Consider the following 22,814-nt stretch of genomic DNA (forward strand, 5'->3'; position numbering starts at 1 on the left):
CATGTTGCGGGTGAGGGTTCACGATAGGCGTTCATCGCGTTGCTCGCGTCGACCTATGGCACTAATTGCACGTTTTCAAAGAATTCCTAGCTCACGCTTTTCATCCGCGCATGGCGTGGATCTGCCAACGGATCGACCCGCCAGACAAAGAAAAACCCCGGCCTGCGCCGGGGTTTTTCATTTCAACGTGGCTGCCGATCAGCCGCCGCGCGGGCCGCTACGGCGCGGGCCGCCGGGACCGCGATTGCCACCGGGGCCACGGTTGCCCCCCGGACCGCCGGGACCACGGTTACCGCCCGGGCCACGGTTGCCACCACCACCCGGACCACGACCGCCCGGACGGGCGCCCTGTGCTGGCTTTGGGCTGCCATACGGGTTGAAACCCGGGGTTGCATGGTCGGACGGGAAGCTCGGGGCGTTGCCCGGATGACCGTACGGGTGCTTGTTGCCCTGGCCCTGCGAGCGGTTGCCGGCACCGGCCGGACGACCCTGACCGCCTGCGCCGCCACGGCCTTCACCACCGAAACCGCCACGGCCCTGGCCGCCACCGGCGCCCGGGCCCTTCGGCTTGCCGTACGGACGGCCTTGGCCGCCTGCGCCCGGACCTCGGGCACCCGGGCCACGTGCGCCCGGGCCGGCATTGCGGTGGCCGCTCGGGCCGGTGCTCACGCCATCGGGCACGTACCAGGTGCGGAACGCGGCCGGATTGCCTTCCGGCAGCGAACGGTCATTCTTCGGCGCGCGCTGCTTGAACGGCTTCTGCGACTGCTTGGCCGCTGCTTCACCGCTGACCGTCAGGCCGCCCTTGAAGCCGCCACCCTTGCCGCCGCGACCACGGCCGCGGTCTTCGCGGACGTTGTCGAAACGGCGCAGCTCGCGACCTTCGTCAGCGGTGTTGTGGCCATTGACGTAGGCATTGCCGCGGCCACCTTCGCGCACGCGCACGGTGGTCTTTGCGGCGCGGCGCTGGCCGATCACCGGCTGCAGCGTCAATGCCGACGGAGCGCCTTCTTCCAGCTTCAGCTGCGCACGCAGCGCTTCCACCTGAGCGGTGCCCAGTTCCACCGAATGGCCACGGGCCAGTTCGCGCGGCAGGCTCACCTTGCCATAGCGGGTGCGCTTCAGGCGGCTGACCTGGCAGCCCTGCGATTCCCACAGGCGGCGCACTTCGCGGTTGCGGCCTTCCTTCACCACGACGCGGAACCAGTCGTGAGAATCGGTGCCGCCGATGCGTTCGATCTCATCGAACTTGGCCGGACCGTCTTCCAGTGCGACGCCACGGCTGAGGCGGTCGACGATGGCGTCGGAGACCTTTTCCTCGCCTTCCGGTGCACGCACGCGCACCACGTACTCGCGCTCGACCTCGAACGACGGGTGCATCATGGCGTTGGCCAGCTCACCGTCGGTGGTGGCCAGCAGCAGGCCGGTGGTGTTGATGTCCAGGCGGCCGATGGCGATCCAGCGCGCGCCCTTCAGCGGCGGCAGCGACTCGAACACGGTCGGGCGGCCTTCGGGATCTTCGCGGGTGGTCACCTGGCCTTCCGGCTTGTTGTAGACCAGCACGCGCGACGGCTCGGCCAGGGCAGTGGCGACGAAGCCGCGGCCATCCAGTTCGATCCTGTCGCCGCTCTTGACCGACATGCCGGTCTGCGCGACTTCACCGTTGACCTTGACCAGGCCTTCGGCGATGCGCTGTTCCAGCGCGCGGCGCGAGCCGAGGCCGGCCTGGGCCAGCACCTTGTGCAGGCGCTCTTCCAGCTTGAACTGTTCGGAGGTGGCTTCGCGCTTCAGCGAGAGCTTGTTACGGGGGGTGTCACTCATCAGTTTTGCTCCGGCCGACGGTTTCGAGGTCGGCCTCTGGTTCGGAATCGGCTTGGTCAACAGCCACGGTCGTCATCGCGACGGCGTTGTCTTCGCGTTCGTTCACTGGCACCGCGCGCTCGCCCGGCGCGGAATCGGGGTGCCCATCATCGAGGGGCGAAGGTGCTTGCTCATCGGAGGCCGATGCAGGGGCTGCATTGGCGGAATCGGGGGTGTCACTGCCGGCCAGGCCGGCGTCATCGTTCGCGGCAACGCCATCGGCGCTGGCCGAGATGTCCGGACCCTCGGCACCGGCCACGGCCGGTGCATCACGGTCCAGGGCCAGCTGCGGTTCCAGCTCGCCCAGGTCCTTCAGTTCCGACAGCGGCGGCAGTTCGTCCAGTCGCTTCAGCCCGAAGTAGTCCAGGAAGCCCTTGGTGGTGCCGAACAGCGCCGGCTTGCCGGGCACGTCGCGGTGGCCGACCACGCGGATCCATTCGCGTTCTTCCAGCGCCTGGATGATGTTGCTGCTGACCGCCACGCCGCGCACCTGCTCGATCTCGCCGCGGGTGATCGGCTGCCGGTAGGCGATCAGCGCCAGGGTTTCCAGGGTGGCGCGGGTGTAGCGGGTCTTGCGTTCGGTCCACAGCCGGCTGATCCAGCCATGTACTTCGCTGGTGACCTGGTAGCGGAAGCCGGAGGCGACCTCGACCAGTTCCACGCCACGACCTTCGCAGGCCTCGCGCAGGCGCTCCAGCGCACGTTCGATGCTGCCCGGCGGTGCCGGTTCCTCTTCCGGGAACAGGTCCTTCAGCTGGGCCAGGGTGAGTGGCTGGCTGGAGGCCAGCAGGGCACCCTCGACAATGCGGTCGATCAGCGATTGATCCATCGGCAGTCAGCGCTCACTCGTGGGCATTGGCGGCGTCGTTGTCGTCAAACTCGCTGCTGAACTGCAGCGGCGCGTTGGTGTTGCCAGCAGCCAGCGACTTCACGTAGATCGGCGCCAGCGGTTCTTCCTGGACGATGTCCAGCAACTGTTCCTTGGCCAGTTCCAGCACTGCCAGGAACGTGACAAGCACGCCCAGCTTGCCTTCTTCGGCGGTGAACAGCCCTTCAAAACGATAGAATTTGCCGTCTTCCAGGCGTCCCAGTACTTCGCCCATGCGTTGCCGCACACTCAGTGCTTCGCGCTTGATGGCGTGGCCGCTGAACAGCTCGGCGCGCTTGAGCACGTCGTGCAGGGCCAGCAGCATTTCCTTCAGGTCCACCGGCGGCGGCAGCTTCACCGTGGCGCGCTCGGGCATGAAGGCATGCGCCACCGTCGTGTCGCGGTCCTGGCGGGGCAGGGCGTCGATGTCCTCGGCGGCCTGCTTGAAACGTTCGTACTCCTGCAGCCGGCGCACCAGCTCGGCGCGCGGGTCGGCCTCATCGCCTTCCTCGCTGACCGGGCGCGGCAGCAGCATCCGCGACTTCACCTCGGCCAGGATCGCGGCCATCACCAGGTACTCGGCCGCCAGCTCGAAGCGCAGCTCGCGCATCACGGTGATGTATTCCACGTACTGCCGGGTGATTTCGGCCACGGGAATGTCCAGCACATCCAGGTTCTGGCGGCGGATCAGGTACAGCAGCAGGTCCAGCGGGCCTTCGAAGGCGTCCAGGATGACTTCCAGCGCGTCCGGCGGGATGTACAGGTCCTGCGGGATCTGCAGGACCGGTTGCCCATGCACCACGGCCAGCGGCATTTCCTGCTGCTGGGGGGCGGGCGGCCGGGTTGGCGGGTTCGCGTCGAGCGCGAGTTCGGAAGTCATCTAATGGACATCAGGATTGCAACGGACCAGTCGCGGCACCGGGTTCGCCGGGCCAACGCCACGGAGCCCCAGGGCACCAGACGCGCCGGGATCGGCGCGATTCCACACATATCAAACAGCAGGACGCGCCGCAGTAAACGGCAGCGACAGAACTACGGGGAGGTCGTCTACGTGGCCCGGCCAGGTGGTCCGGTTTGAAGCAGCGGATCTGTCGTCGGGGGCTGCGTGGCCGCAGAAACCAACGGGCTGCTGCATCCAGCCACGTGCAATGGAGTCTAGGGTAAGCCTTTGCTGCGCCAGTGTCCAGCCGGACCGGGGCAGGGGCTGCATTGGCTAGAATCGGCGGACCCGACAACGCAAGCGAGGAAATGCCGGTGTGGTATGTGATCGAAGGGTATGACGGCCAGGATGTGCTGGCGCAGCGGCTGCAGTCGCGGCCGGAGCATCTGGCGCGGCTGCATGCGCTGCGCGACGCGGGACGCCTGCTGCTGGCCGGGCCGTGCCCGGCGGTGGACAGTGAAGACCCGGGCCCGGCCGGTTTCAGCGGTTCGGTGGTGATCGCGCAGTTCGAGTCGCTGCCGCAGGCCCAGGCCTGGGCCGATGCCGACCCGTACGTGGCTGCAGGCGTCTACACCCGCGTGCAGGTCCGCCCGTTCCGCAAGGTGCTGCCGTGAACGCGGAACGGATCGAGCGGATCCGTGATGCGCTGCAGCAGGCGCTGGCGCCGAGCGTGCTGGAGATCGAGGACGATAGCCATCGTCACGCCGGCCATGCCGGTGCGCGCGACGGGCGCGGCCATTTCAACGTGCATGTGGTCAGTGAGCGTTTCGCCGGGCTGGGGCCGCTTGCCCGGCACCGCGCGGTCTATGCCGCGCTGGGGTCGATGATGGAGACCGATATCCACGCGTTGTCCATCCGCGCGCAGACCCCGTCAGAACAGGGCTGAGCCCTTGTCCCACGCTGTCCTGGCGGGTCCTTCATGGCCTCGCCACGGACAGGTTTTCATGTCCATTTCGGGACATTCGCCTAACGGACTGTTTACAAGCCTGGATGGAAACGCTTACATTCCGCGCCAATGCTGGTAGGTCCAAGCCGTGGAGGGCGGCTTCGTGAACAAGGCAGCTATCACAATCAAAGACGTCGCACGCGAAGCCCGGGTCTCCGTGGCCACGGTTTCCCGCGCGCTCAACGGGCATGAAAATGTCGCCGAACCGGTCCGCCAGCTTGTGCTGGAGGTGGCCGCACGGCTGCGTTACACCCCGCACGCCGCCGCCCGCAGCCTGAGCAGCCGCCGCACCAATACGGTGGGCGTGGTGCTGCCTGACCTGTACGGCGAGTTCTTCTCCGAGCTGATGCGCGGCATTGACGGGGTGGCCCGCAACCGCCGCCAGCACCTGCTGGTGTCCAGCTACCACGGTGACCAGGAACAGCAGGGCGCCGCCCTGCGTGCCATGCGCGGCCGCGTCGACGGCCTGCTGGTGCTTTCGCCCTATGCCGAGAGCCCGGGCTTCCTGACCGACAACCTGCCGCAGTCGTTGCCGACGGTGTTGATCAACACCTACCTGCCCGGGCAGGACCACCCGGTGCTGAGCATCGACGACCACGCCGGCGCAATGGCGATGACCCGCCACCTGCTGGATGCCGGCCACCGCCGCATTGCCTTCATTTCTGGTCCGGACCTCAACTTCGACGCGCGCGAGCGCCTGCGCGGCTTCCGTGACGCGCTGGCGGCTTCTGGCGGTGGCGCCGAAGGCATCGAGTTGCCCGGTGATTTCGACGAAGCTTCCGGCCATCGTGCCGGTCAGGAGTTGCTGGCAGCCGGAGCGCTGCCCGATGCCGTATTCGCCGCCAACGACATGATGGCCCTGGGCTGCCTGTATGCGTTCACGCAGGCAGGGGTCCGCGTCCCGGCCGATGTGGCCTTGGCGGGTTTCGATGACATTCCACTGGCGCGTTTCGTCCACCCGTCGCTGACCACCATGCAGGTCAGCATCGCCGAGCTCGGCGACCGGGCCATGACGCGTCTGATGCAGTTGATGGACGGCACCTCCACGGATGGGGCAGGGGACAAGCAGACCCTGGTTCCCCGCTTGATTGTTCGCGATTCCACCACTCCGCCATCCGGCCGTTGAAGCCAGAGGCGTTCCTTCTTTTTTGATTGATCGCAGGGACCGCGCAAGCGGTTACCGCCACCCGGAGATTGAGTTGATGATGCATACCACCTTCCGCATGCCGGCGCGCCGGCTGCTGAGCACCGCCCTGGTCAGCTGCCTGATGCTGGCTGCCGCCCCCAACGTCATGGCGCAGTCGGCCAACGCCAGCCTGCGCGGCCAGGTTGCCGGTGCCCAGGCCGGCACCGAAGTGACCGCCACCAACGTCGCCACCGGTACCGTCCGCCGTGGCACCATCCGCGCCGACGGCAGCTACTCGCTGATGGGCCTGGATCCGGGCACGTACAACGTGGTCGCCAACGGCCAGACCCAGAAGGTCACCGTCACCGTGGCCTCGACCGCGACGCTGAACTTCGCCGGCGCGGCCAGCAGCACCCCGGGTTCGACCGCGGCCACCAACCTGGACACCGTCAACGTTGTCGCGCCGACCCTGCTGCAGGAAGTGCGTACCTCCGAAGTCGGCAAGACCGTCAGCCTGCAGCAGATCCAGACCACCCCGCAGGTGTCGCGCAACTTCCTGGAGTTCGCTGACGCGGTGCCGGGCCTGATCTTCACCCGCGACGCCAAGGGCAACACCTCGCTGCGCGGCGGCGCCACCAATGCCGACGGCACCAACGTCTACATCGACGGCGTGGGCCAGAAGAGCTACGTCAAGGGCGGCGGCGTGGCCGGCCAGTCCGGCAGCGCCGGTAACCCGTTCCCGCAGCTGGCCATCGGCGAATACAAGGTCATCAGCGGCAACTACAAGGCCGAGTATGGCCAGGTGTCGAGCGCCGCCGTGACGGCTGCAACCAAGTCCGGCACCAATGAGTTCAAGGGTGAGGCGTTCTACCGCTACACCGATGAAGACATGCGTGCCAAGACCCCGGCCGAGCGCCAGGGCGGCAAGGAGAAGATGGTCTCGGCCGAGAAGGAATACGGCTTCGCCCTGGGCGGCCCGATCATCCAGGACAAGGCGCACTTCTTCGTGACCTACGAAGCCAAGCGCTTCGACCTGCCGGTCACCATCGCGCCGGATGGCGCGGTCACCGGCGCTGCCGGCCTGCTGCCGCCGGCCGGCGCCGCCGGCCTTGGCCCGGCCAGCCAGCCGTTCCAGCAGGATCTGATCTTCGGCAAGATCGACTTCGAGCCGACCGACAACGACCGCATCGAGCTGACCTTCCAGGACCGCGACGAAACCCAGTCGCAGTTCAGTGGCCAGACCTCGCCGGAAGCCGGCCGTGAAGTGGTCAACACCGACCGTCGTTATGCCCTGCGCTGGAACCACAGTGGTGAGCGCTACTACAACGAGTTGATGGTCACCCACGAAGACTCGTTCAACAACCCGACCCCGCTGACGCTGGCCAACGGCATCACCTACACCGCACCGGACGGCCCCGAAGACCGCACCATCGTGAAGATCGGTGGCGCCTCGGCACTGGATTCGCAGGTGAAGGGCCAGAAGGGCTGGTCGATCGAAGACAACCTGACCCTGGATGGCATCCAGTGGGCGGGTGACCACACCATCAAGATGGGCGTGAAGTACAAGCAGATCGACCTGTACGCATCCGATGCGGCGCAGATCAATCCGACCTTCACCTACTCGCTGGGCGATCCGGACTTCCCCGATTCCATTCCGTACAAGGCGCAGTTCGTCAAGCCGGTGACCGGCGTGACCGGCGTGTCCGGCGAAGTGCGTTCGAAGTCCAAGCAGTACGGCGTGTTCATCCAGGACGACTGGCAGGTCAACGATCACCTGCAGCTGAACATCGGCCTGCGCTGGGACTACGAAAAGACCCCGTCCTACCTGGACTTCGTTACCCCGCAGCAGGTGGTCGACGCCATCTATTCGCAGGATCCGCGCGCTCCCGCCGGCCAGACCTATGCCGATTCGCTGGCACTGGGCGGCCTGGACATCAGCGACTACATCAGCAACGGCCACAACCGCAAGGCGTTCAAGGATGCCTGGCAGCCGCGCCTGGGCTTCTCGTATGACATCAACGCCGACGAGCAGCACGTGATCCACGGTGGTGCCGGCCGTTCCTACGACCGTGACCTGTTCGACAACCTGCAGCTGGAAACCACCAAGCTGGCCCTGCCGCAGCCGACCATCTACTTCCGCAACCCGGCCACCGACGCCTGCATCAACGGCCAGGCTGCCTGCTATGACTGGAACCCGAACCTGCTCAACGGCATCGGCAACCTGCAGGCACTGGTCGGCGCGACCAGCAATGCCGGCCTGGAAGTGGACCTGCTGAACAACAAGCTGAAGGCGCCGTACTCGGACCAGTTCAGCCTGGGCATGAGCAACCAGATCGGCGACTGGCTGACCGACGCCACCATCGCACGTACCCTGAGCTACGACGGCTTCGCCTTCACCCTGGGCAACCGTTATCCGACCGGCCAGTTCTTCGATGATCCGCGCCTGTGCGGTGGCACCTCCCCGGGCCTGAGCCAGGCCTGGAGCTGCAACGTACCGGGCTTCGGCAGCCTGATCATCGGCCAGCAGGGCATCAAGACCCGTGCCACCCAGGTCCTGCTGTCGGCGCAGAAGCCGTTCACCAAGGAAAGCGGCTGGGGCACCTCGATCGCCTATACCTGGACCACCGCGCGCCACAACCGCGACATCAACGAGAAGTACGCCTTTGATCGCGGTCTGATCGGTGACTACCCGACCATCCGCTCCAACGGCGCACCGCGCCACCGCCTGGTGGTGACCGGTTCGTACGCGGGCTTCTGGGGCATCACCTTCGGCGGCAAGATCACCCTGGCCACCCCGACCGCCGTCAACGACTGGTACCCGGTGATGCAGGCCAGCGGCTACACCCTGCCGACCCCGCAGGCGGCCGTGCCCAACGCAACCGGCAAGTTCCTGGTGGGTGGCAAGATCTTCGGCTACCGTTCGGTTGACCTGCAGGCGACGAAGACGTTCAAGCTGGCGGGCAACACCGAGCTGTACGCCCGTCTGGACATCATCAACGTGTTCAACTTCGACAACTTCTCCACCTACAACTACGTCAAGACCAACGGCAAGCTGCAGGCCAGCTACAACGAGACCGGCGACATCATCGGCACGCCGCGCCAGGTGAAGGCCGAGGTGGGCTTCCGCTTCTAAGCGGCGCCGCCTGCTGCTGTATCCGATGCCGCCGGTCCGCCGGCGGCATCGATTGTGTGAGAACGGCAATGGCCGGCCCCGTGCCGGTCCATTGCCCACGCCGCTGCCGGGCAGGGGGCAGCGGCGTGGGCAATGATCGCGGTGTCAAACCACGTTTTTCGTGGTTTTTTAAGAGCGCATCTTGTAAACGATTTCAGATCATTGGACGGTATGCTTTCCCATCGATCAGACCACCGGAGGAACCGCGCCATGCAGGCACGCCATCTGTTGTCCGCCGCAATGCTGTGCTTGGCGGTGGCCGCCTGCCAGCCGGCCCAGCAGGAACCTGCCAAGCCGCGCCCGCCGGTGATCCTGATCGAGGCCGATGCACCGCCGCGGCCGATGAAGCCGGAGCTGCCGCCGCTGTTCGATGACATCGAGCGCCGCACCTTCCAGTTCTTCTGGGACACCACCAACGAGATCAATGGCCTGACCCCGGACCGCTATCCGTCGCGGCCGTTCGCCAGCATCGCGTCGGTGGGTTTCGCGCTGACCGCCTATCCCGTCGGTATCGAGAACGGCTGGGTCAGCCGCAACCAGGCGATCGACCGGACCCTGACCACCCTGAAATTCTTCCGCGACGTGCCGATGGGCCCGCAGCGCACCGGCAAGGCGGGCTACAAGGGTTTCTACTATCACTTCTTGGACATGCAGGAAGGCCGTCGCTACGACAGCTGGGTCGAACTGTCCTCGGTGGATACCGCACTGCTGATGATGGGCGTGCTGTTCGCGCAGTCGTACTACGACGGTGACGATCCGCGCGAGAAGGAAATCCGCCAGATTGCCGATACCTTGTACAAGAAGGTCGACTGGCCGTGGCTGCAGCAGCGTGCACCGCTGATCTCGATGGGCTGGTTCCCCGAGAGCGGCTTCATCGACCACGACTGGATGGGCTACAACGAGGCGATGATGGTCTACATCCTCGCCCTGGGCTCGCCCACGCACCCGGTCAGCCCGGACGCGTGGACAGTGTGGACGCGCACCTATGACAACGACTGGGGTGTCTACCAGGGCCAGGAATACCTGTCCTTCGGCCCGCTGTTCGGCCACCAGTACAGCCACGTCTGGATCGATTTCCGCGATATCCAGGACGCGTACATGCGCGAGCGCGGCAGCACCTATTTCCTCAACAGCCGCTCGGCCGCGCTGGCCCAGCGCGAATACGCCATCGCCAACCCGATGCAGTGGAAGGACTATGGCGAGAACGTCTGGGGCCTGACCGCCAGTGATGGCCCGCAGAACACCACGCAGGAGTACCGCGGCGAACAGCGCCAGTTCCGCCATTACTCCTCGCGCGGCGCCGGCCTGCGCGAGAACTTCGATGACGGCACCATTGCCCCGACTGCGGCGATCGCCTCGGTGGTGTTCGCGCCCGAGCAGGTGATCCCGGCCACGCTGGAAATGCACAAGCGTTACGGGGACTACATCTATTCCAGCTACGGCTTCCTGGATTCGTTCAATCCCAGCTTCAACTATGACATCCCGATCAAGACCGGTCGCCTGGTGCCGGATCGCGGCTGGGTCGCCAGCGACTACATCGCCATCGACCAGGGGCCGATCCTGACCATGATCGCCAACTACCGCAACGACTTCGTCTGGGAAGTGATGAAGAAGAATCCGTACATCCGCAAGGGCCTGGAGCGGGCCGGATTCAGCGGCGGCTGGCTGGCGCCGGAAGGGTCGTTCCAGCCGCTGGAACTGCAGAAGGACGAAAAGGCCGCGGCAGCACGCGCGGTGGGTATCGCCGAATCACGCGCGGCTGCCGCGCAGGAACAGAAGAACAATGCCAACCGCACCACAGGCCAGGGCAAGTAACCCGATGCCGAACTGGATCGACCGCCTGCGCCGCTGGGCGCTGCCTGCCCTGGCCGCCCTGGCCGTGGCCGGCTGCGCCCGCACCGAACCGGGCACCACCACCGTGCGCTTCTGGGCGATGGGCCGCGAAGCCGAGGTGGTCAGCGAGCTGATCCACGAGTTCGAGGCCGAAAATCCCGGCATCAAGGTGGATGTGCAGAACATCCCGTGGACCGCTGCGCACGAAAAGCTGCTGACCGCGTTCGCTGCCGACGGACTGCCGGACGTGTGCCAGCTCGGCAATACCTGGGTGCCGGAGTTCGCCGAACTCGATGCATTGACCCCGCTGCAGCCGTTCGTGCAGCGCTCCACCGTGGTCGACCCGAAAGATTACTTCCAGGGCATCTGGGACACCAACGTGATCCACGGTGAGCTGGTCGGCGTGCCGTGGTACGTCGATACGCGCCTGATCTACTACCGCAAGGACCTGCTGGCCAAGGCCGGCTACGACCACCCGCCGCGCACGTGGCCGGAGTGGGAAGAGCAGATGGCGGCGATCAAGCGCATGCAGGGCCCGAACCGCTACGCGGTGCTGATGCCGATCAACGAGTTCGAGCAGCAGCTGTCGCTGGCCCTGCAGCAGCCCGACCCGCTGCTGCGCGACGACGATACCCGTGGCAATTTCGCCAGCCCGGGGTTCCGCCGCACGCTGTCCTTCTACGCCAACATGTTCGAGCAGGGCTGGGCGCCGAAGATGTCCGAGACGCAGATCTCCAACGTCTGGGATGAATTCTTCCGCGGCTTCAACGTGTTCTACATCTCCGGCCCCTGGAACATCCGCGAGTTCAAGAAACTGCAGCCGAAGGAACTGGAAGGGCAGTGGGGTACTGCGGCACTTCCCGGCCCGGATGGCCCCGGTGCCGGCATCGCCGGTGGCACCAGCCTGGTGATCTTCCGCAAATCGCAGCAGAAGGAGGCGTCCTGGAAGCTGATCGAATTCCTGTCGCGCCCGCAGATCCAGGCACGCTTCCATTCGATCATCGGCGATCTGCCGCCGCGCCGCAGTGCCTGGAACGCGCCGTCGCTGGCCAGCGATCCACTGGCCGCCGCGTTCCGTGATCAGCTGGAGCGGGTCAAGCCGACGCCGAAGGTGCTCGAATGGGAGCGCATCGTGCAGGAAATGCGCATCGTCACCGAAAAGGTGGTGCGCGGTGGCCTGGCGCAGGACAAGGCGGTGGAAGAGCTGGACCAGCGCGTGGACAAGGTGCTGGCCAAGCGCCGCTGGATGCATGAACAACAACGCCTGCAGCAGCGCGCACCGTCGTCGCAGTCCAGCAGTGCCGTGGCCGCCGGGAGCGCGCAATGAAACGTACTTCGCTGGCCGGCTGGATCTTCGCCGGCCCCTCGCTGATCGTGCTGGGCGTGTTCTTCGGCCTGCCGGTGGCCTCGGCGCTGGCGCTGAGCGTGACTGACTTCGACCTCTATGCACTGGCCGACAGCAGCAACCTGCGCTTCGTCGGCCTGGGGAACTACATCGACCTGCTGCAGACGCCGATGTTCTGGAAGTCGCTGTGGAACACCACCTACTTCGTGTTGATCGGCGTACCGTTGTCGATCGGCGTGTCGCTGGGCGCGGCCATGCTGCTCAACGCACCGGCCGCGCGCTTCAAGGCGCTGTTCCGTACGGCACTGTTCGCGCCGGTGGTGACCACGCTGGTGGCGGTGGCGGTGATCTGGCGCTACCTGTTCCATACCAGCTATGGCCTGGTGAACTACGGGCTGGGCCACCTGGGCATCAGTCCGATCGACTGGCTGGGTGATCCCAACTGGGCGATGCCGACCATCATGCTGTTCGCGGTGTGGAAGAACTTCGGTTACAACATGGTGATCTTCCTCGCCGGCCTGCAGGCGATCCCGCATGACCTGTACGAAGCCGCGCGCATCGACGGTGCTTCGCGCTGGAAGCAGTTCCTGCACATCACCCTGCCGATGCTCGGCCCGGTACTGCTGGTGGTCGGGGTGATCACCGTGTCCGGCTACTTCCAGCTGTTCGCCGAGCCGTACGTCATGACCCGCGGCGATCCACTGCAGAGTACCGTCAGCGTGCTGTATTTCATGTTCGAGGAAGGCTTCAAGTGGTGGAACCTGGGACGCGCATCGGCTGTAGCGTTCCTGCTGTTCCTGATCATCCTGGCGGTGACCACCGTGATGCTGCGTTTCGGCCGCAAGAGGCAGTTGGTATGAGTCGTGAAATCGGCCAGTCGCGCTGGTATCCGTGGATGATCAATGGTGCGCTGCTGGTGCTGGCCCTGGTCAGCCTTGCACCGCTGCTGTGGATGCTCTCGGTCTCGTTCATGCCGCAGGGCGAGGCCAGTCATTTCCCGCCGCCACTGCTGCCTTCGAGCATCACCACGCACAACTACCACGAGCTGTTCGCGCGCACCGGCATGGGCGGCAACTTCGCCAACAGCCTGCTGGTGTCGCTGGCTATCACGCTGGGTTCGCTGCTGCTCAACACCATGGCCGGCTACGCCTTCGCCAAGCTCAACTTCGTTGGCCGCGAACGCCTGTTCCAGGTGCTGATGGCAGCGCTGGTGATTCCGGCGCAGGTGGCGATGCTGCCGCTGTTCCTGCTGATGAAGCAGCTGGGCCTGGTCAACAGCTTTGGCGGGGTGATCGTGCCGGCGCTGGCCAGCGTGTTCGGCATCTTCCTGGTGCGCCAGTACGCGCGTTCGATCCCGGACGAGCTGCTTGAAGCGGCGCGCATCGACGGCGCGGGGGAGCTGCGCATCTTCTTCCAGATCGTGCTGCCGATGCTCAAGCCGGTACTGGTGACCCTGGCGATCTTCACCTTCATGGGTGCATGGAACGATTTCATGTGGCCGCTGATCGTGTTGACCGACCAGGAGCACTACACTTTGCCGGTGGCGCTGGCCACCCTCTCGCGCGAGCACATCATGGACGTGGAAATGATGATGGCTGGCGCGGTCGTCACCGTGGTTCCGGTGCTGGCACTGTTCCTGGTGCTGCAGCGTTACTACATCCAAGGTCTGTTGCTGGGGAGCGTCAAGGGATGAAGCGAGCGATCGCCGTTGGACTGGGCCTGTTGTGGACTTCCCTGGCGATCGCCGCACCACCGGCACTGCCGGCGCCGAAGGTACTGGACGATTTCGACGACATCGGCGCCTGGAAGCTGGTGCTGTCCGACCAGGTCAGCGGTTCGCTGCGGCCGGTGAGCGGTGCCGGTGGCGGCCGCGCGCTGTGCCTGGACTACGATTTCCACAAGGTGTCGGGCTACGTCGGCATCCGCCGCGCGCTGGGCATCGAGTACCCGGCCAACTACCGCTTCGGCTTCCAGCTGCGGGGAGATTCGCCGGGCAACGACCTGCAGTTCAAGCTGATCGATGCCAGCGGCGATAATGTCTGGTGGGTCAATCGCCCGGGCTACAGCTTCCCCAAGGCGTGGACGCCGGTCGAATTCCGCCGTCGCCAGATCGACAAGGCGTGGGGTCCGTCGCCGGAGAAGGAGATGGCGCGCAGCGCTGCGGTCGAGTTCACGATCTACAGCAAGGTCGGCGGCCGCGGCACGGTGTGCTTCGACAAGCTGACCCTGCAGGGCCTGCCGCCGCAGGATGATTCGGCGCTGGTGCCATCGGTGATCGCCGACACCGCCACCGCGCTGCAGGACCGGATGATTGACGGAAAGAGTGATACGTTCTGGATCAGTGGCGGGGTCAAGCAGCAGACCATCAGCCTGGACCTGCACAAGAGCCGCGAGATCGGCGGTGCGGTGATTGACTGGCTGCCGAACCTGGAAGCCAATCGCTACACCGTGCGGACGTCCGAGGATGGCCGGGACTGGCGCACCGTGCGCGAGGTGGCCGGCGGTGCGGGCGGCCGCGACTGGCTGGCGCTGCCGGATACCGACGCGCGCTACGTGCGCTTCGATCTGCACGATGGCCCGAACTGGCGCTATGGCATCCGTGACATCACGCTCAAGCCGCTGGCGTTCGCGGCCACGCCGAACGCATTCCTGTCCTCGGTGGCGGCCGACTTGCCGCGCGGCTCGCTGCCGCGTGCATATGTGGGCGAACAGCCGTACTGGACCCTGCTCGGCCTCGATGGCGGCCAGGAGCAGGCACTGATCAGCGAGGACGGTGCGCTGGAACCGGCCAAGGGCAGTTTCAGCATCGAGCCGTTCATCCGCGTGGACGGCAAGTTGCTGGACTGGTCGACGGTGACCATCACCCAGTCGCTGCAGGATCGCTACCTGCCCATCGCCAATGTCGACTGGGTGCATGAGAAGGCCGGCCTGGCGGTAACCAGCTTCGTGCAGGGCACGCCGGAGCGCGCGCAGCTGATCGGCCGCTACCGGTTGAGCAATCCGGACAAGGTGGCGCACGAGTACACCCTGGCGCTGGCGATCCGGCCGTGGCAGGTGAACCCGCCGACCCAGTTCCTCAATACCGTCGGCGGCTTCAGTCGCATCGATGCGCTGGATGTGGGCGAACAGCTGGTGCGCATCAACGGTGAGCCGCGCATCTATCCGTTGCAGGTGCCGGATGCGCGCTTTGCCAGCACGTTCGATGGCAAGCTCGACGCGATGCATCTGGCCTCCGGGAAATATCCGGCCAGCACGGCGGTGAAGGACAGCACCGGCATGGCGTCCGGTGCGCTGCTGTATACGATCAAGCTGGAGCCTGGCCAGAGCCGAGAAGTGGCGGTGGTGTTGCCACAGACCGGAGGCTGGGCGCCGCAGGCGCTGGATGTGGCCAAGGCGCAGGCACAGGTCGCAGAGCAGTGGCGGCAGAAGCTGGGGGTGGTCTCGTTGCAGGTACCGGCTGCGGGCCAGGCACTGGTCGATACCCTGCGCACCGCCGTGGCGCACATGCTGATCTCGCGGGTCGGCCCGCGCCTGCAGCCGGGCACGCGCTCGTACGCACGCAGCTGGATCCGCGATGGCGCGATGATTTCAGAGGGCCTTCTGCGCATGGGGCGCAGTGATGCGGTGCGTGATTACATCAACTGGTATGCGCCCTATCAGTTCGAGAATGGCAAGGTGCCGTGCTGTGTCGATGCCCGTGGCAGCGATCCGGTGCCGGAGAACGACAGCCATGGCGAGCTGATCTACAGCATTGCCGAGTATGGGCGCTATACCGGTGACAGCACCTTCGCCGAACGGATGTGGCCGCATGTGCAGGGCGCCTACAACTACATGGAGCAACTGCGCGCCAGCGAGCGCACGGACGAGAATCGGGCGCGCAATCCGGCGTTCTACGGGATGATGCCGGCGTCGATCAGCCACGAAGGCTATTCGGCCAAGCCGATGCATTCGTACTGGGACAATTTCTGGGCGTTGCGCGGCTACAAGGATGCGGCATCGCTGGCGGCCCAGCTGGGCAAGGTCGAAGCCATGCAGATTGCCGAATCGCGTGACCAGTTCCGTGATGACCTGCAGGCCTCGCTGCTGTCGGCGATGCAGCAGCACAACATCGATTACCTGCCGGGCTCGGCCGAACTGGGCGATTTCGATGCGACCTCGACCACCATCGCGCTGGCTCCGGGCGGTGAACAGGGGCGCCTTCCGCAGCAGGCGCTTGATGCCACTTTCGAGCGCTACTGGAAGGAATTCGTGGCCCGTCGGGACGGCAAGCGCGAGTGGAAGGACTACACGCCCTACGAGTGGCGCAACGTGGCCGCCTTCGTCCGCCTTGGCTGGCGCGATCGCGCCTGGCAGGCGACTGAGTTCTTCTTCAAGGACCGTGCGCCGCAGGCCTGGAACCAGTGGGCCGAAGTGGTCTCGCGCACGCCGCGCAAGCCGTTCTTCGTCGGTGACCTGCCGCATGCCTGGGTCGCCTCGGACTTCGTGCGCTCGGCCCTGGACATGTTCGCCTACAGCCGTGACATGGACGATGCGCTGGTGTTGGCCGCCGGCATTCCGACCGCCTGGCTGCAGGGCGACGGCATCGCTGTGCAGGGCCTGCGCACGCCGCAGGGTCAGCTCAACTACCGCCTGCAGCGCAGCGACAAGCAGCTGGTGCTGGAGGTGCAGCCGGGCCTGGTGCCACCGGTCGGTGGCGTGGTCTTGCCGTGGCCGTACGCCGGTGATCCGGGCGAGGCGACCATCAACGGCGAAGCGGCCGAATGGACCGACAGGGAACTGCACGTGCACCAGCTGCCGGCGCGGGTCGAGATCGATGTACCGGGCGCGGTGCGCCGCGCCGAGCGCAAGGGGCAGTAACGATGAAGCAGCAGGGGGCAAGGGTGCGCACGGCCGTGCGTGCCTTGGGACTGGCCATTGCATTGGCATTGCCGGGTGCCGTGATGGCAGCCGTGCCAACCGCCGCGACGGCGGCTGACGTCGCCAGCGCGCCAGGCATGAGCATGGTGACCTTCAACCTGCATCACGACCGCGAGGACTGGCCGAGCCGCCGCCGCACCATCCTGGCCGAACTCAAGCGCCTGCAGCCGGATGCGGTTGCCCTGCAGGAGGTGATCCAACGCCGTAACGTGCGCAACCAGGCACAGTGGCTGGCCAGCCAGCTGGGCTACAGGTACATCTTCGTCTCCACCGATCCGGTGGGCGCGCCGAAACGTTACGGCAACGCGCTGCTGAGCCGGCGCCCGATCCTCGCCCAAGGTGAGCACCTGTTGCGGCCGCTGGACGATTATCGGACGGTCGCCCATCTGCGCATCAATGTGGACGGCAAGGCGGTCAACGTCTATGCCACCCACTTCAACGAGCGCAGCGACGAGAATGGCCAGCGCATCCGTCGCACCCAGGTCGAGGACCTGCTGCGCTTCATCGCCAGCACCTCGGCCGGCGCACCGGTGGTGATCGCGGGCGACTTCAACGCACTGGTCGATGCCAGTGACCTGAGCGAGCTGCGCAGCCATTACGGTGACAGCTACGGCAGCGTGCACGTCAACACCGACCTGGCCGGGGTCAGTACGCTGAACAGGCACTACTACCCGGTGGCCTCGCGGATCGACCACATCTTCTTCCAGCAGGACGCGATGGTTGCACGTGAGGCCAAGCTCCTGTTCGACCAGCCCGATGACAGCGGTCGCTGGGCCTCGGACCACTACGGCGTGTGGACCCGCCTGCAGTTCGCTCCGACGCGCTGATGTCCTGGTAGGTGCCACCCTTGGTTGGCACGGACGTGTCCGCGTTCGCTCCAACAACGGCGCCGACCAGGGTTGGCCTCCCAGATCGCTGCACGCGCCCGGCGCACAAACAGAAACGGCGGGGATCATCGATCCCCGCCGTTTTTTCACGCGATCAAAGCGCGATCAGTTCGCCGGCGGCGTCCGCTTGGCGCCTTCTTCGTCTTCTTCGTCGGCCTTGGCTTCGGCCGCCTGGGCTGCCGCATCGGCGTGGCCATCGGCGACCGGATCGATCGACGGTGTCACCACTGCATCGGCAACCGGGGCCGCAGCTTCCACCGGTGCAGCTTCCACCGCCACCGGCGCGACCGGCTGTTCGGCGACCACGACCGGCTCGACGACCGGCTTGGCTTCAACCACCGGAGCAGCGTCAACGATCTCCGGCTTGGCTTCTACCACCGGAGCGGCTTCGGTAGCGGCCGGCTTGGCTTCAGCCACCGGTGCAGCCTCGACTGCCGCCGGCTTCGCTTCGATCGCCTGAGCGACTTCAGCCACCGGGGCTGCTTCCACCGCGATCGGCTTTGCTTCGACTGCCGGTGCGGCAACAGCCACCGGCTGCGCCGGGGTTGCTGCGTCGATGGCATCGAGCATGCTGGTCTGCACCGGCGAGGACACCGGCTCTGCCTTGGCTGCGGTTTCAACCGCCGCCGGCACTTCGGCGGTGATCGGTGCGGCAGTCTCGACCACGGCGCTGCTCACCACCGCCACCGGTGCGGCGACAGCAGCGGCGGCAGCACGGACCGGCTTCTCGGCTTCGACAGCAACCGGTTCGGCTTCGTCATCGAAATCGAATTCCGGCTGCGCACGGGTCGGCTGTGCGGCGGCGACCGGAGTGGCCGGGGCGGCACTGTCGACGTTCGGCTCGACGCCCTCGGCGTCATCACCCTCGTCACCCTCGTCCTGGTCATCGCCCAGGCCGTCACCACCGGCAGCGTTCTCGGCGCCACCGCGACGACGACGACGGCCGCCACGACGGCCGCGACGGCGGCGGGTTGCACCTTCGCCAGCCTGCTCGCCATGGGCGTCGGCTGCAGTCTCTTCAGCGGCAACCGCAACCACCTCGGCCTCGCCGGCAGCGGTCTCGACCGGTACTGCGTCCACCGGAGCGGCGGCCACTGGGGCAACCGGGGCGACCGGTGCAGTGGCTTCCTGCGCGGTCACCACATTGGCGGCGACGGCAGTGGCGACCACGGCTGCTGCCGCGGTCACACCTTCAACCGGGGCGTCGGCGACGTTGCGCTGCGGCTTCTCGGCCGGCTTGTCACCGTCCTGCTGCTGGCGTGGCTGCTTGGGCTGCTTCAGCTTCGGCTGGTTCTGGTTCTGGCCCTGCTGCTCGTTGCGCGGCTTGTTCTGCTGCTGCGGTTGCTGCTGGCCATCCTTCTGCTGCGGCTCTTTCTGCCTGCCCTGCTGCGGCTGCTGCTGGGCATTGCCGTTGTTGCCGTTGCGGCCGTCCTTGTTGCGCTGCTCACCACGGTCCTTGCGGTTGCCGCCATCCTTCTGCTGCTGCGCGTTGCCGTTGCCACCGTTGCCACGGTTTTCGTCGCGACGGTCCTTGCGATCCTTGTTGCGATCCTTGTTGCGGTCCTTGCGACCACCGTCCTGCTGCTGGCGCGGAGCCGGGGCGGCCGGAGCCGGCGCCGGCGCCGGCTCGCCACCGAACACGCGCTTGAGCCAACCGATCACGCCGCCGCTCGAAGCCGGCGCCACGGGCGCTGCCACGACCGGAGCCGGAGCGGCTGCAGCCGGAGCCGCTTCCTCGCGCACCGGGGCGGGAGAGGTGTGCTTGACCTGGGTTACCGCCGGCGGCGGGATGTTCAGCTGGCCCTTGGTCAGGGCGTGCACCGGCAGCTTGCGCGGGGTGCCGCGCTGGTAGCTGGGCTTGCTGCTCTCTTCACCGAGCTCGTTCTCACGCAGGCGGGTGACCGCATAGTGCGGGGTGTGCAGCTGCTCGTCGGCGACGATCACGATCGGCGCTTCGTGGCGCTGCTCGATCTCGCGCAGGGCGCTGCGCTTCTCGTTCAACAGGTAGTTGGCGATCTCCACCGGCGCCTGGACCAGCACCTGCCCGGTGTTCTCCTTCATCGCGTGCTCTTCGGCGACGCGGATGATCGACAGCGACAGCGACTCGACGCTGCGCATGCGGCCGTGGCCGTCGCAACGCGGGCAGACGATCTGGCTGGATTCGCCCAGGCTCGGGCGCAGGCGCTGGCGGCTCATTTCCAGCAGGCCGAAGCGCGAGATGCGGCCGACCTGCACGCGGGCACGGTCGTACTTCAGCGCGTTGGCCAGGCGGTTCTCGACCTCGCGCTGGTGCTTGTTGGAGGCCATGTCGATGAAGTCGATCACCACCAGGCCGCCCAGGTCGCGCAGGCGCAGTTGGCGAGCCACTTCCTCGGCCGCTTCCAGGTTGGTCTGGAACGCGGTGTCCTCGATGTCGCTGCCCTTGGTGGCGCGCGAGGAGTTCACGTCGACTGCGGTCAGTGCTTCGGTCTGGTCGACCACGATCGAGCCACCCGACGGCAGGCGCACGTTGCGCTCGTAGGCACCTTCGATCTGCGACTCGATCTGGAAGCGGTTGAACAGCGGGATGTCGTCCTTGTAGTGCTTGAGCTTGCGCAGGGTCTGCGGCATCACCTGCTGCATGAACTCGCGGGCGTGCTCGTACATCTCCTCGGTGTCCACCAGGATCTCGCCGATGTCGGCGCGCAGGTAGTCACGCAGGGCGCGCACGATCAGGCGCGATTCCTGGTAGATCAGGAACGGGGCCGGCTTGCTCAGTGCGGCTTCGGCGATGGCGCGCCAGACGTTGAGCAGGTAGTCCAGGTCCCACTGCAGCTCTTCCGCATCGCGACCGACGCCGGCGGTGCGGATGATCACCCCCATGTCGTCGGGAATGTTCAGCTTGTCCAGGGCCTCCTTCAGCGCGGCACGGTCTTCGCCCTCGATGCGGCGGGACACACCGCCGGCGCTGGGCGAGTTCGGCATCAGCACCATGTAGCGGCCGGCCAGCGAGATGAACGTGGTCAGGGCGGCGCCCTTGTTGCCACGCTCTTCCTTGTCGACCTGGACAACGATCTCCTGGCCTTCCTTCAGCAGCTCGCGGATACCGGCCTTGTTGTGGTCGACACCGGCCTGGAAGTAGTCGCGGGAAATCTCCTTCAGCGGCAGGAAGCCATGGCGGCCACCGCCATACTCGACGAAGGCGGCTTCCAGCGAGGGCTCGATGCGGAAGATCCGGCCCTTGTAGATGTTGGACTTCTTCTGTTCCTTCGACGGCTGTTCGATGTCGATGTCATACAACGACTGGCCATCCACGATGGCAACACGCAGCTCTTCAGCCTGCGTGGCGTTGATCAGCATTCGCTTCATTGTTGCGTTCCTCGCAAGCGGCTACCGCGCGGAACGCCATGGGGTTTCGCCTCTGGACACGGCTCGCCGCCCATTCGCGCAAGCGCGGGGAGGGCGGCTTGGGTTTCCAGCGCTACGACACCACGGCAGGCCGCGGGAGCGCTTCACTCTTATGGGTTTTTGGGTGTTGCAGGGCCGCAGGCAGCTGTCAGCCAGGCTGGAGCGCCACGCGGGACATGTTCAGCACGGTTGCGTGTCAGGCATCCGGCGATGGCCGGGAAGGCCGGTGAGCCGCTAACATGGCCGCCCCGCGGGCGGTGGTCGCGCACTGTGCCGGATTCGTCGGAAGCTGGGCTTCTGGCCCTGAGTAACTTCCAACGAAATCAATCCCTTATCTCGCCCCCCGAGTGTAACAGAATAAACAGCCTGATGACCGCCCAAGACCCGACCAAACCCGCTGGCGACAAGCCTTCCGTGCGCATGATCACCGTTCCCGCCGACCGCGCCGGCCAGCGCCTGGACAACTTCCTGCTCGGCCAGCTGAAGGGAGCCCCGCGCAGCCTGGTGTACAAGCTGGTGCGCAGTGGGCAGGTCCGGGTGAACGGCGGCCGCGCCAAGGCCGAGCGCAAGCTGGAGGCGGGCGATGAGGTGCGTGTGCCGCCGGTCCGTCTCAGCGAGGAAGGAGACAAGGCCGGTCCGCCGGAGGCGTTCATGCGCCGCCTGGAGCAGGCCATCGTCTTCGAGGACGCCCGGCTGCTGGCCCTGAACAAGCCCTCCGGCGTGGCCAGCCACGGCGGCAGCGGCATCAGCTTCGGCGCCATCGAGACCCTGCGCGCCTTGCGCCCGGGACAGACGCTGGAGTTGGTCCATCGGCTGGATCGCGACACCTCGGGCCTGCTGATCGTGGCCAAGAAGCGTTCGGCGCTGAGCGAACTGCAGGCGCTGTTGCGTGAAGACCACGGCGCCGGCATCCGCAAGCGCTACCTGACCCTGCTGGCCGGCCGCATGCCGGACGGCGTGATGACCGTCGACGCGCCGCTGCACGTGGGCCTGCGCCAGGGCGGCGAGCGCCATGTACAGGTCAACGCGATCGGCAAGGAATCGATCAGTCACTTCCGGGTGCTGGAGCGCCGCGGCGGCCATTCGTACTGCGAGGTGCGCATCGAAACCGGCCGCACCCATCAGATCCGCGTGCATGCCCAGCATCTGGGCCATCCGGTGGCCGGTGACGACAAATACGGCGATCCTGCGGTCAACAAGCGGCTTCGTGAGCAGATCGGGCTGAAGCGACTGTTTCTGCACGCGGCCTCGCTGGAGTTTGCACTGGATGACGGCAAGAGTCCGTATGTGCTGAACGCGCCGCTGGCCGATGAGCTGGTCGAGGCGCTGGACCGGCTGCGCTGACGGCGGTTCGGCGGCGCCGGGTGCTTGGTCGGCGCCGTCGCTTCCCTGCGATGAGTGGGCTTGTCACTTTCTTTGCTCGTGCAAAGAAAGTAACCAAAGAAACACGCCGCCATCCGCGAGCCGGCGCTGCGCGCCGGAGCCCTGCGCTCCTCGGTCCGCCGAGGGCCGGCGCGGAACTCGCTGCGCTCA

General features: G+C 66.3%; 15 protein-coding genes. 11 read left to right on the top strand and 4 right to left on the bottom strand.

The window, feature by feature from the left end; all coding sequences use genetic code 11:
• Positions 1 to 198: 198 nt before the first annotated feature.
• From AC10QF_RS11860 to AC10QF_RS11870, 3 genes are read right to left on the bottom strand one after another with little or no spacing between them, the layout of a single operon-like run.
• Positions 199 to 1,821, bottom strand: a complete 1,623-nt coding sequence (locus AC10QF_RS11860) for a pseudouridine synthase (RefSeq protein ID WP_005417637.1) — start codon at positions 1,819 to 1,821, stop codon at positions 199 to 201.
• Positions 1,814 to 2,689 carry an SMC-Scp complex subunit ScpB gene (scpB, locus tag AC10QF_RS11865; protein WP_053497859.1) on the bottom strand — a complete coding sequence of 292 codons (876 nt, stop codon included), beginning with the start codon at positions 2,687 to 2,689 and terminating at the stop codon, positions 1,814 to 1,816. The genes AC10QF_RS11860 and scpB overlap by 8 nt, the downstream gene beginning before the upstream one ends.
• Positions 2,690 to 2,702: 13 nt before the next feature.
• Positions 2,703 to 3,608 carry a segregation and condensation protein A gene (locus tag AC10QF_RS11870; RefSeq protein WP_494542256.1) on the bottom strand — a complete coding sequence of 302 codons (906 nt, stop codon included), beginning with the start codon at positions 3,606 to 3,608 and terminating at the stop codon, positions 2,703 to 2,705.
• Positions 3,609 to 3,982: 374 nt separating this feature from the next.
• Here AC10QF_RS11870 and AC10QF_RS11875 point away from each other — a divergent pair, with 374 nt between their 5' ends.
• The 10 genes from AC10QF_RS11875 (at position 3,983) to AC10QF_RS11920 (ending at position 17,834) form a co-directional block, all read left to right on the top strand.
• Positions 3,983 to 4,282: a YciI family protein gene (locus AC10QF_RS11875; RefSeq protein WP_494542273.1), complete on the top strand. Its 300-nt coding sequence runs from the start codon at positions 3,983 to 3,985 to the stop codon at positions 4,280 to 4,282.
• Positions 4,279 to 4,554 carry a BolA family protein gene (locus AC10QF_RS11880; protein WP_005417632.1) on the top strand — a complete coding sequence of 92 codons (276 nt, stop codon included), beginning with the start codon at positions 4,279 to 4,281 and terminating at the stop codon, positions 4,552 to 4,554. The genes AC10QF_RS11875 and AC10QF_RS11880 overlap by 4 nt, the downstream gene beginning before the upstream one ends.
• Positions 4,555 to 4,702: 148 nt before the next feature.
• On the top strand, positions 4,703 to 5,740 hold the full coding sequence (locus tag AC10QF_RS11885; RefSeq protein ID WP_005417630.1) for a LacI family DNA-binding transcriptional regulator: 1,038 nt from the start codon (positions 4,703 to 4,705) through the stop codon (positions 5,738 to 5,740).
• Between the two features lie 76 nt (positions 5,741 to 5,816).
• Entirely contained in the window at positions 5,817 to 8,873 is a 3,057-nt protein-coding gene (locus AC10QF_RS11890) for a TonB-dependent receptor (protein WP_069139768.1), read from the top strand.
• Positions 8,874 to 9,122: 249 nt separating this feature from the next.
• Positions 9,123 to 10,727: a glucoamylase family protein gene (locus tag AC10QF_RS11895; RefSeq protein ID WP_494542257.1), complete on the top strand. Its 1,605-nt coding sequence runs from the start codon at positions 9,123 to 9,125 to the stop codon at positions 10,725 to 10,727.
• 4 nt (positions 10,728 to 10,731) lie between these two features.
• Entirely contained in the window at positions 10,732 to 12,072 is a 1,341-nt protein-coding gene (locus AC10QF_RS11900; protein WP_494542258.1) for a sugar ABC transporter substrate-binding protein, read from the top strand.
• Positions 12,069 to 12,950 carry a carbohydrate ABC transporter permease gene (locus AC10QF_RS11905; RefSeq protein ID WP_005410323.1) on the top strand — a complete coding sequence of 294 codons (882 nt, stop codon included), beginning with the start codon at positions 12,069 to 12,071 and terminating at the stop codon, positions 12,948 to 12,950. The genes AC10QF_RS11900 and AC10QF_RS11905 overlap by 4 nt, the downstream gene beginning before the upstream one ends.
• On the top strand, positions 12,947 to 13,783 hold the full coding sequence (locus AC10QF_RS11910) for a carbohydrate ABC transporter permease (RefSeq protein WP_005417620.1): 837 nt from the start codon (positions 12,947 to 12,949) through the stop codon (positions 13,781 to 13,783). Before AC10QF_RS11905 ends, AC10QF_RS11910 begins: the two co-directional genes overlap by 4 nt.
• Entirely contained in the window at positions 13,780 to 16,947 is a 3,168-nt protein-coding gene (locus AC10QF_RS11915; RefSeq protein ID WP_494542259.1) for a discoidin domain-containing protein, read from the top strand. The genes AC10QF_RS11910 and AC10QF_RS11915 overlap by 4 nt, the downstream gene beginning before the upstream one ends.
• A gap of 2 nt (positions 16,948 to 16,949) precedes the next feature.
• Entirely contained in the window at positions 16,950 to 17,834 is an 885-nt protein-coding gene (locus tag AC10QF_RS11920; RefSeq protein ID WP_111177420.1) for an endonuclease/exonuclease/phosphatase family protein, read from the top strand.
• A 165-nt stretch (positions 17,835 to 17,999) separates the two neighbouring features.
• On the opposite strand, the gene AC10QF_RS11925 is transcribed toward AC10QF_RS11920, so the two are convergent.
• Positions 18,000 to 21,242, bottom strand: coding sequence for an Rne/Rng family ribonuclease (locus AC10QF_RS11925; protein ID WP_494542260.1), 3,243 nt, complete (start codon positions 21,240 to 21,242; stop codon positions 18,000 to 18,002).
• 408 nt (positions 21,243 to 21,650) lie between these two features.
• Between AC10QF_RS11925 and AC10QF_RS11930 the strand changes: the two genes are divergently transcribed.
• Entirely contained in the window at positions 21,651 to 22,625 is a 975-nt protein-coding gene (locus AC10QF_RS11930) for an RluA family pseudouridine synthase (protein ID WP_031269982.1), read from the top strand.
• The last annotated feature ends 189 nt before the right edge of the window (positions 22,626 to 22,814 follow it).

The sequence above is a fragment of the Stenotrophomonas maltophilia complex sp. Om-AH-Sm3 genome (assembly GCF_059337855.1).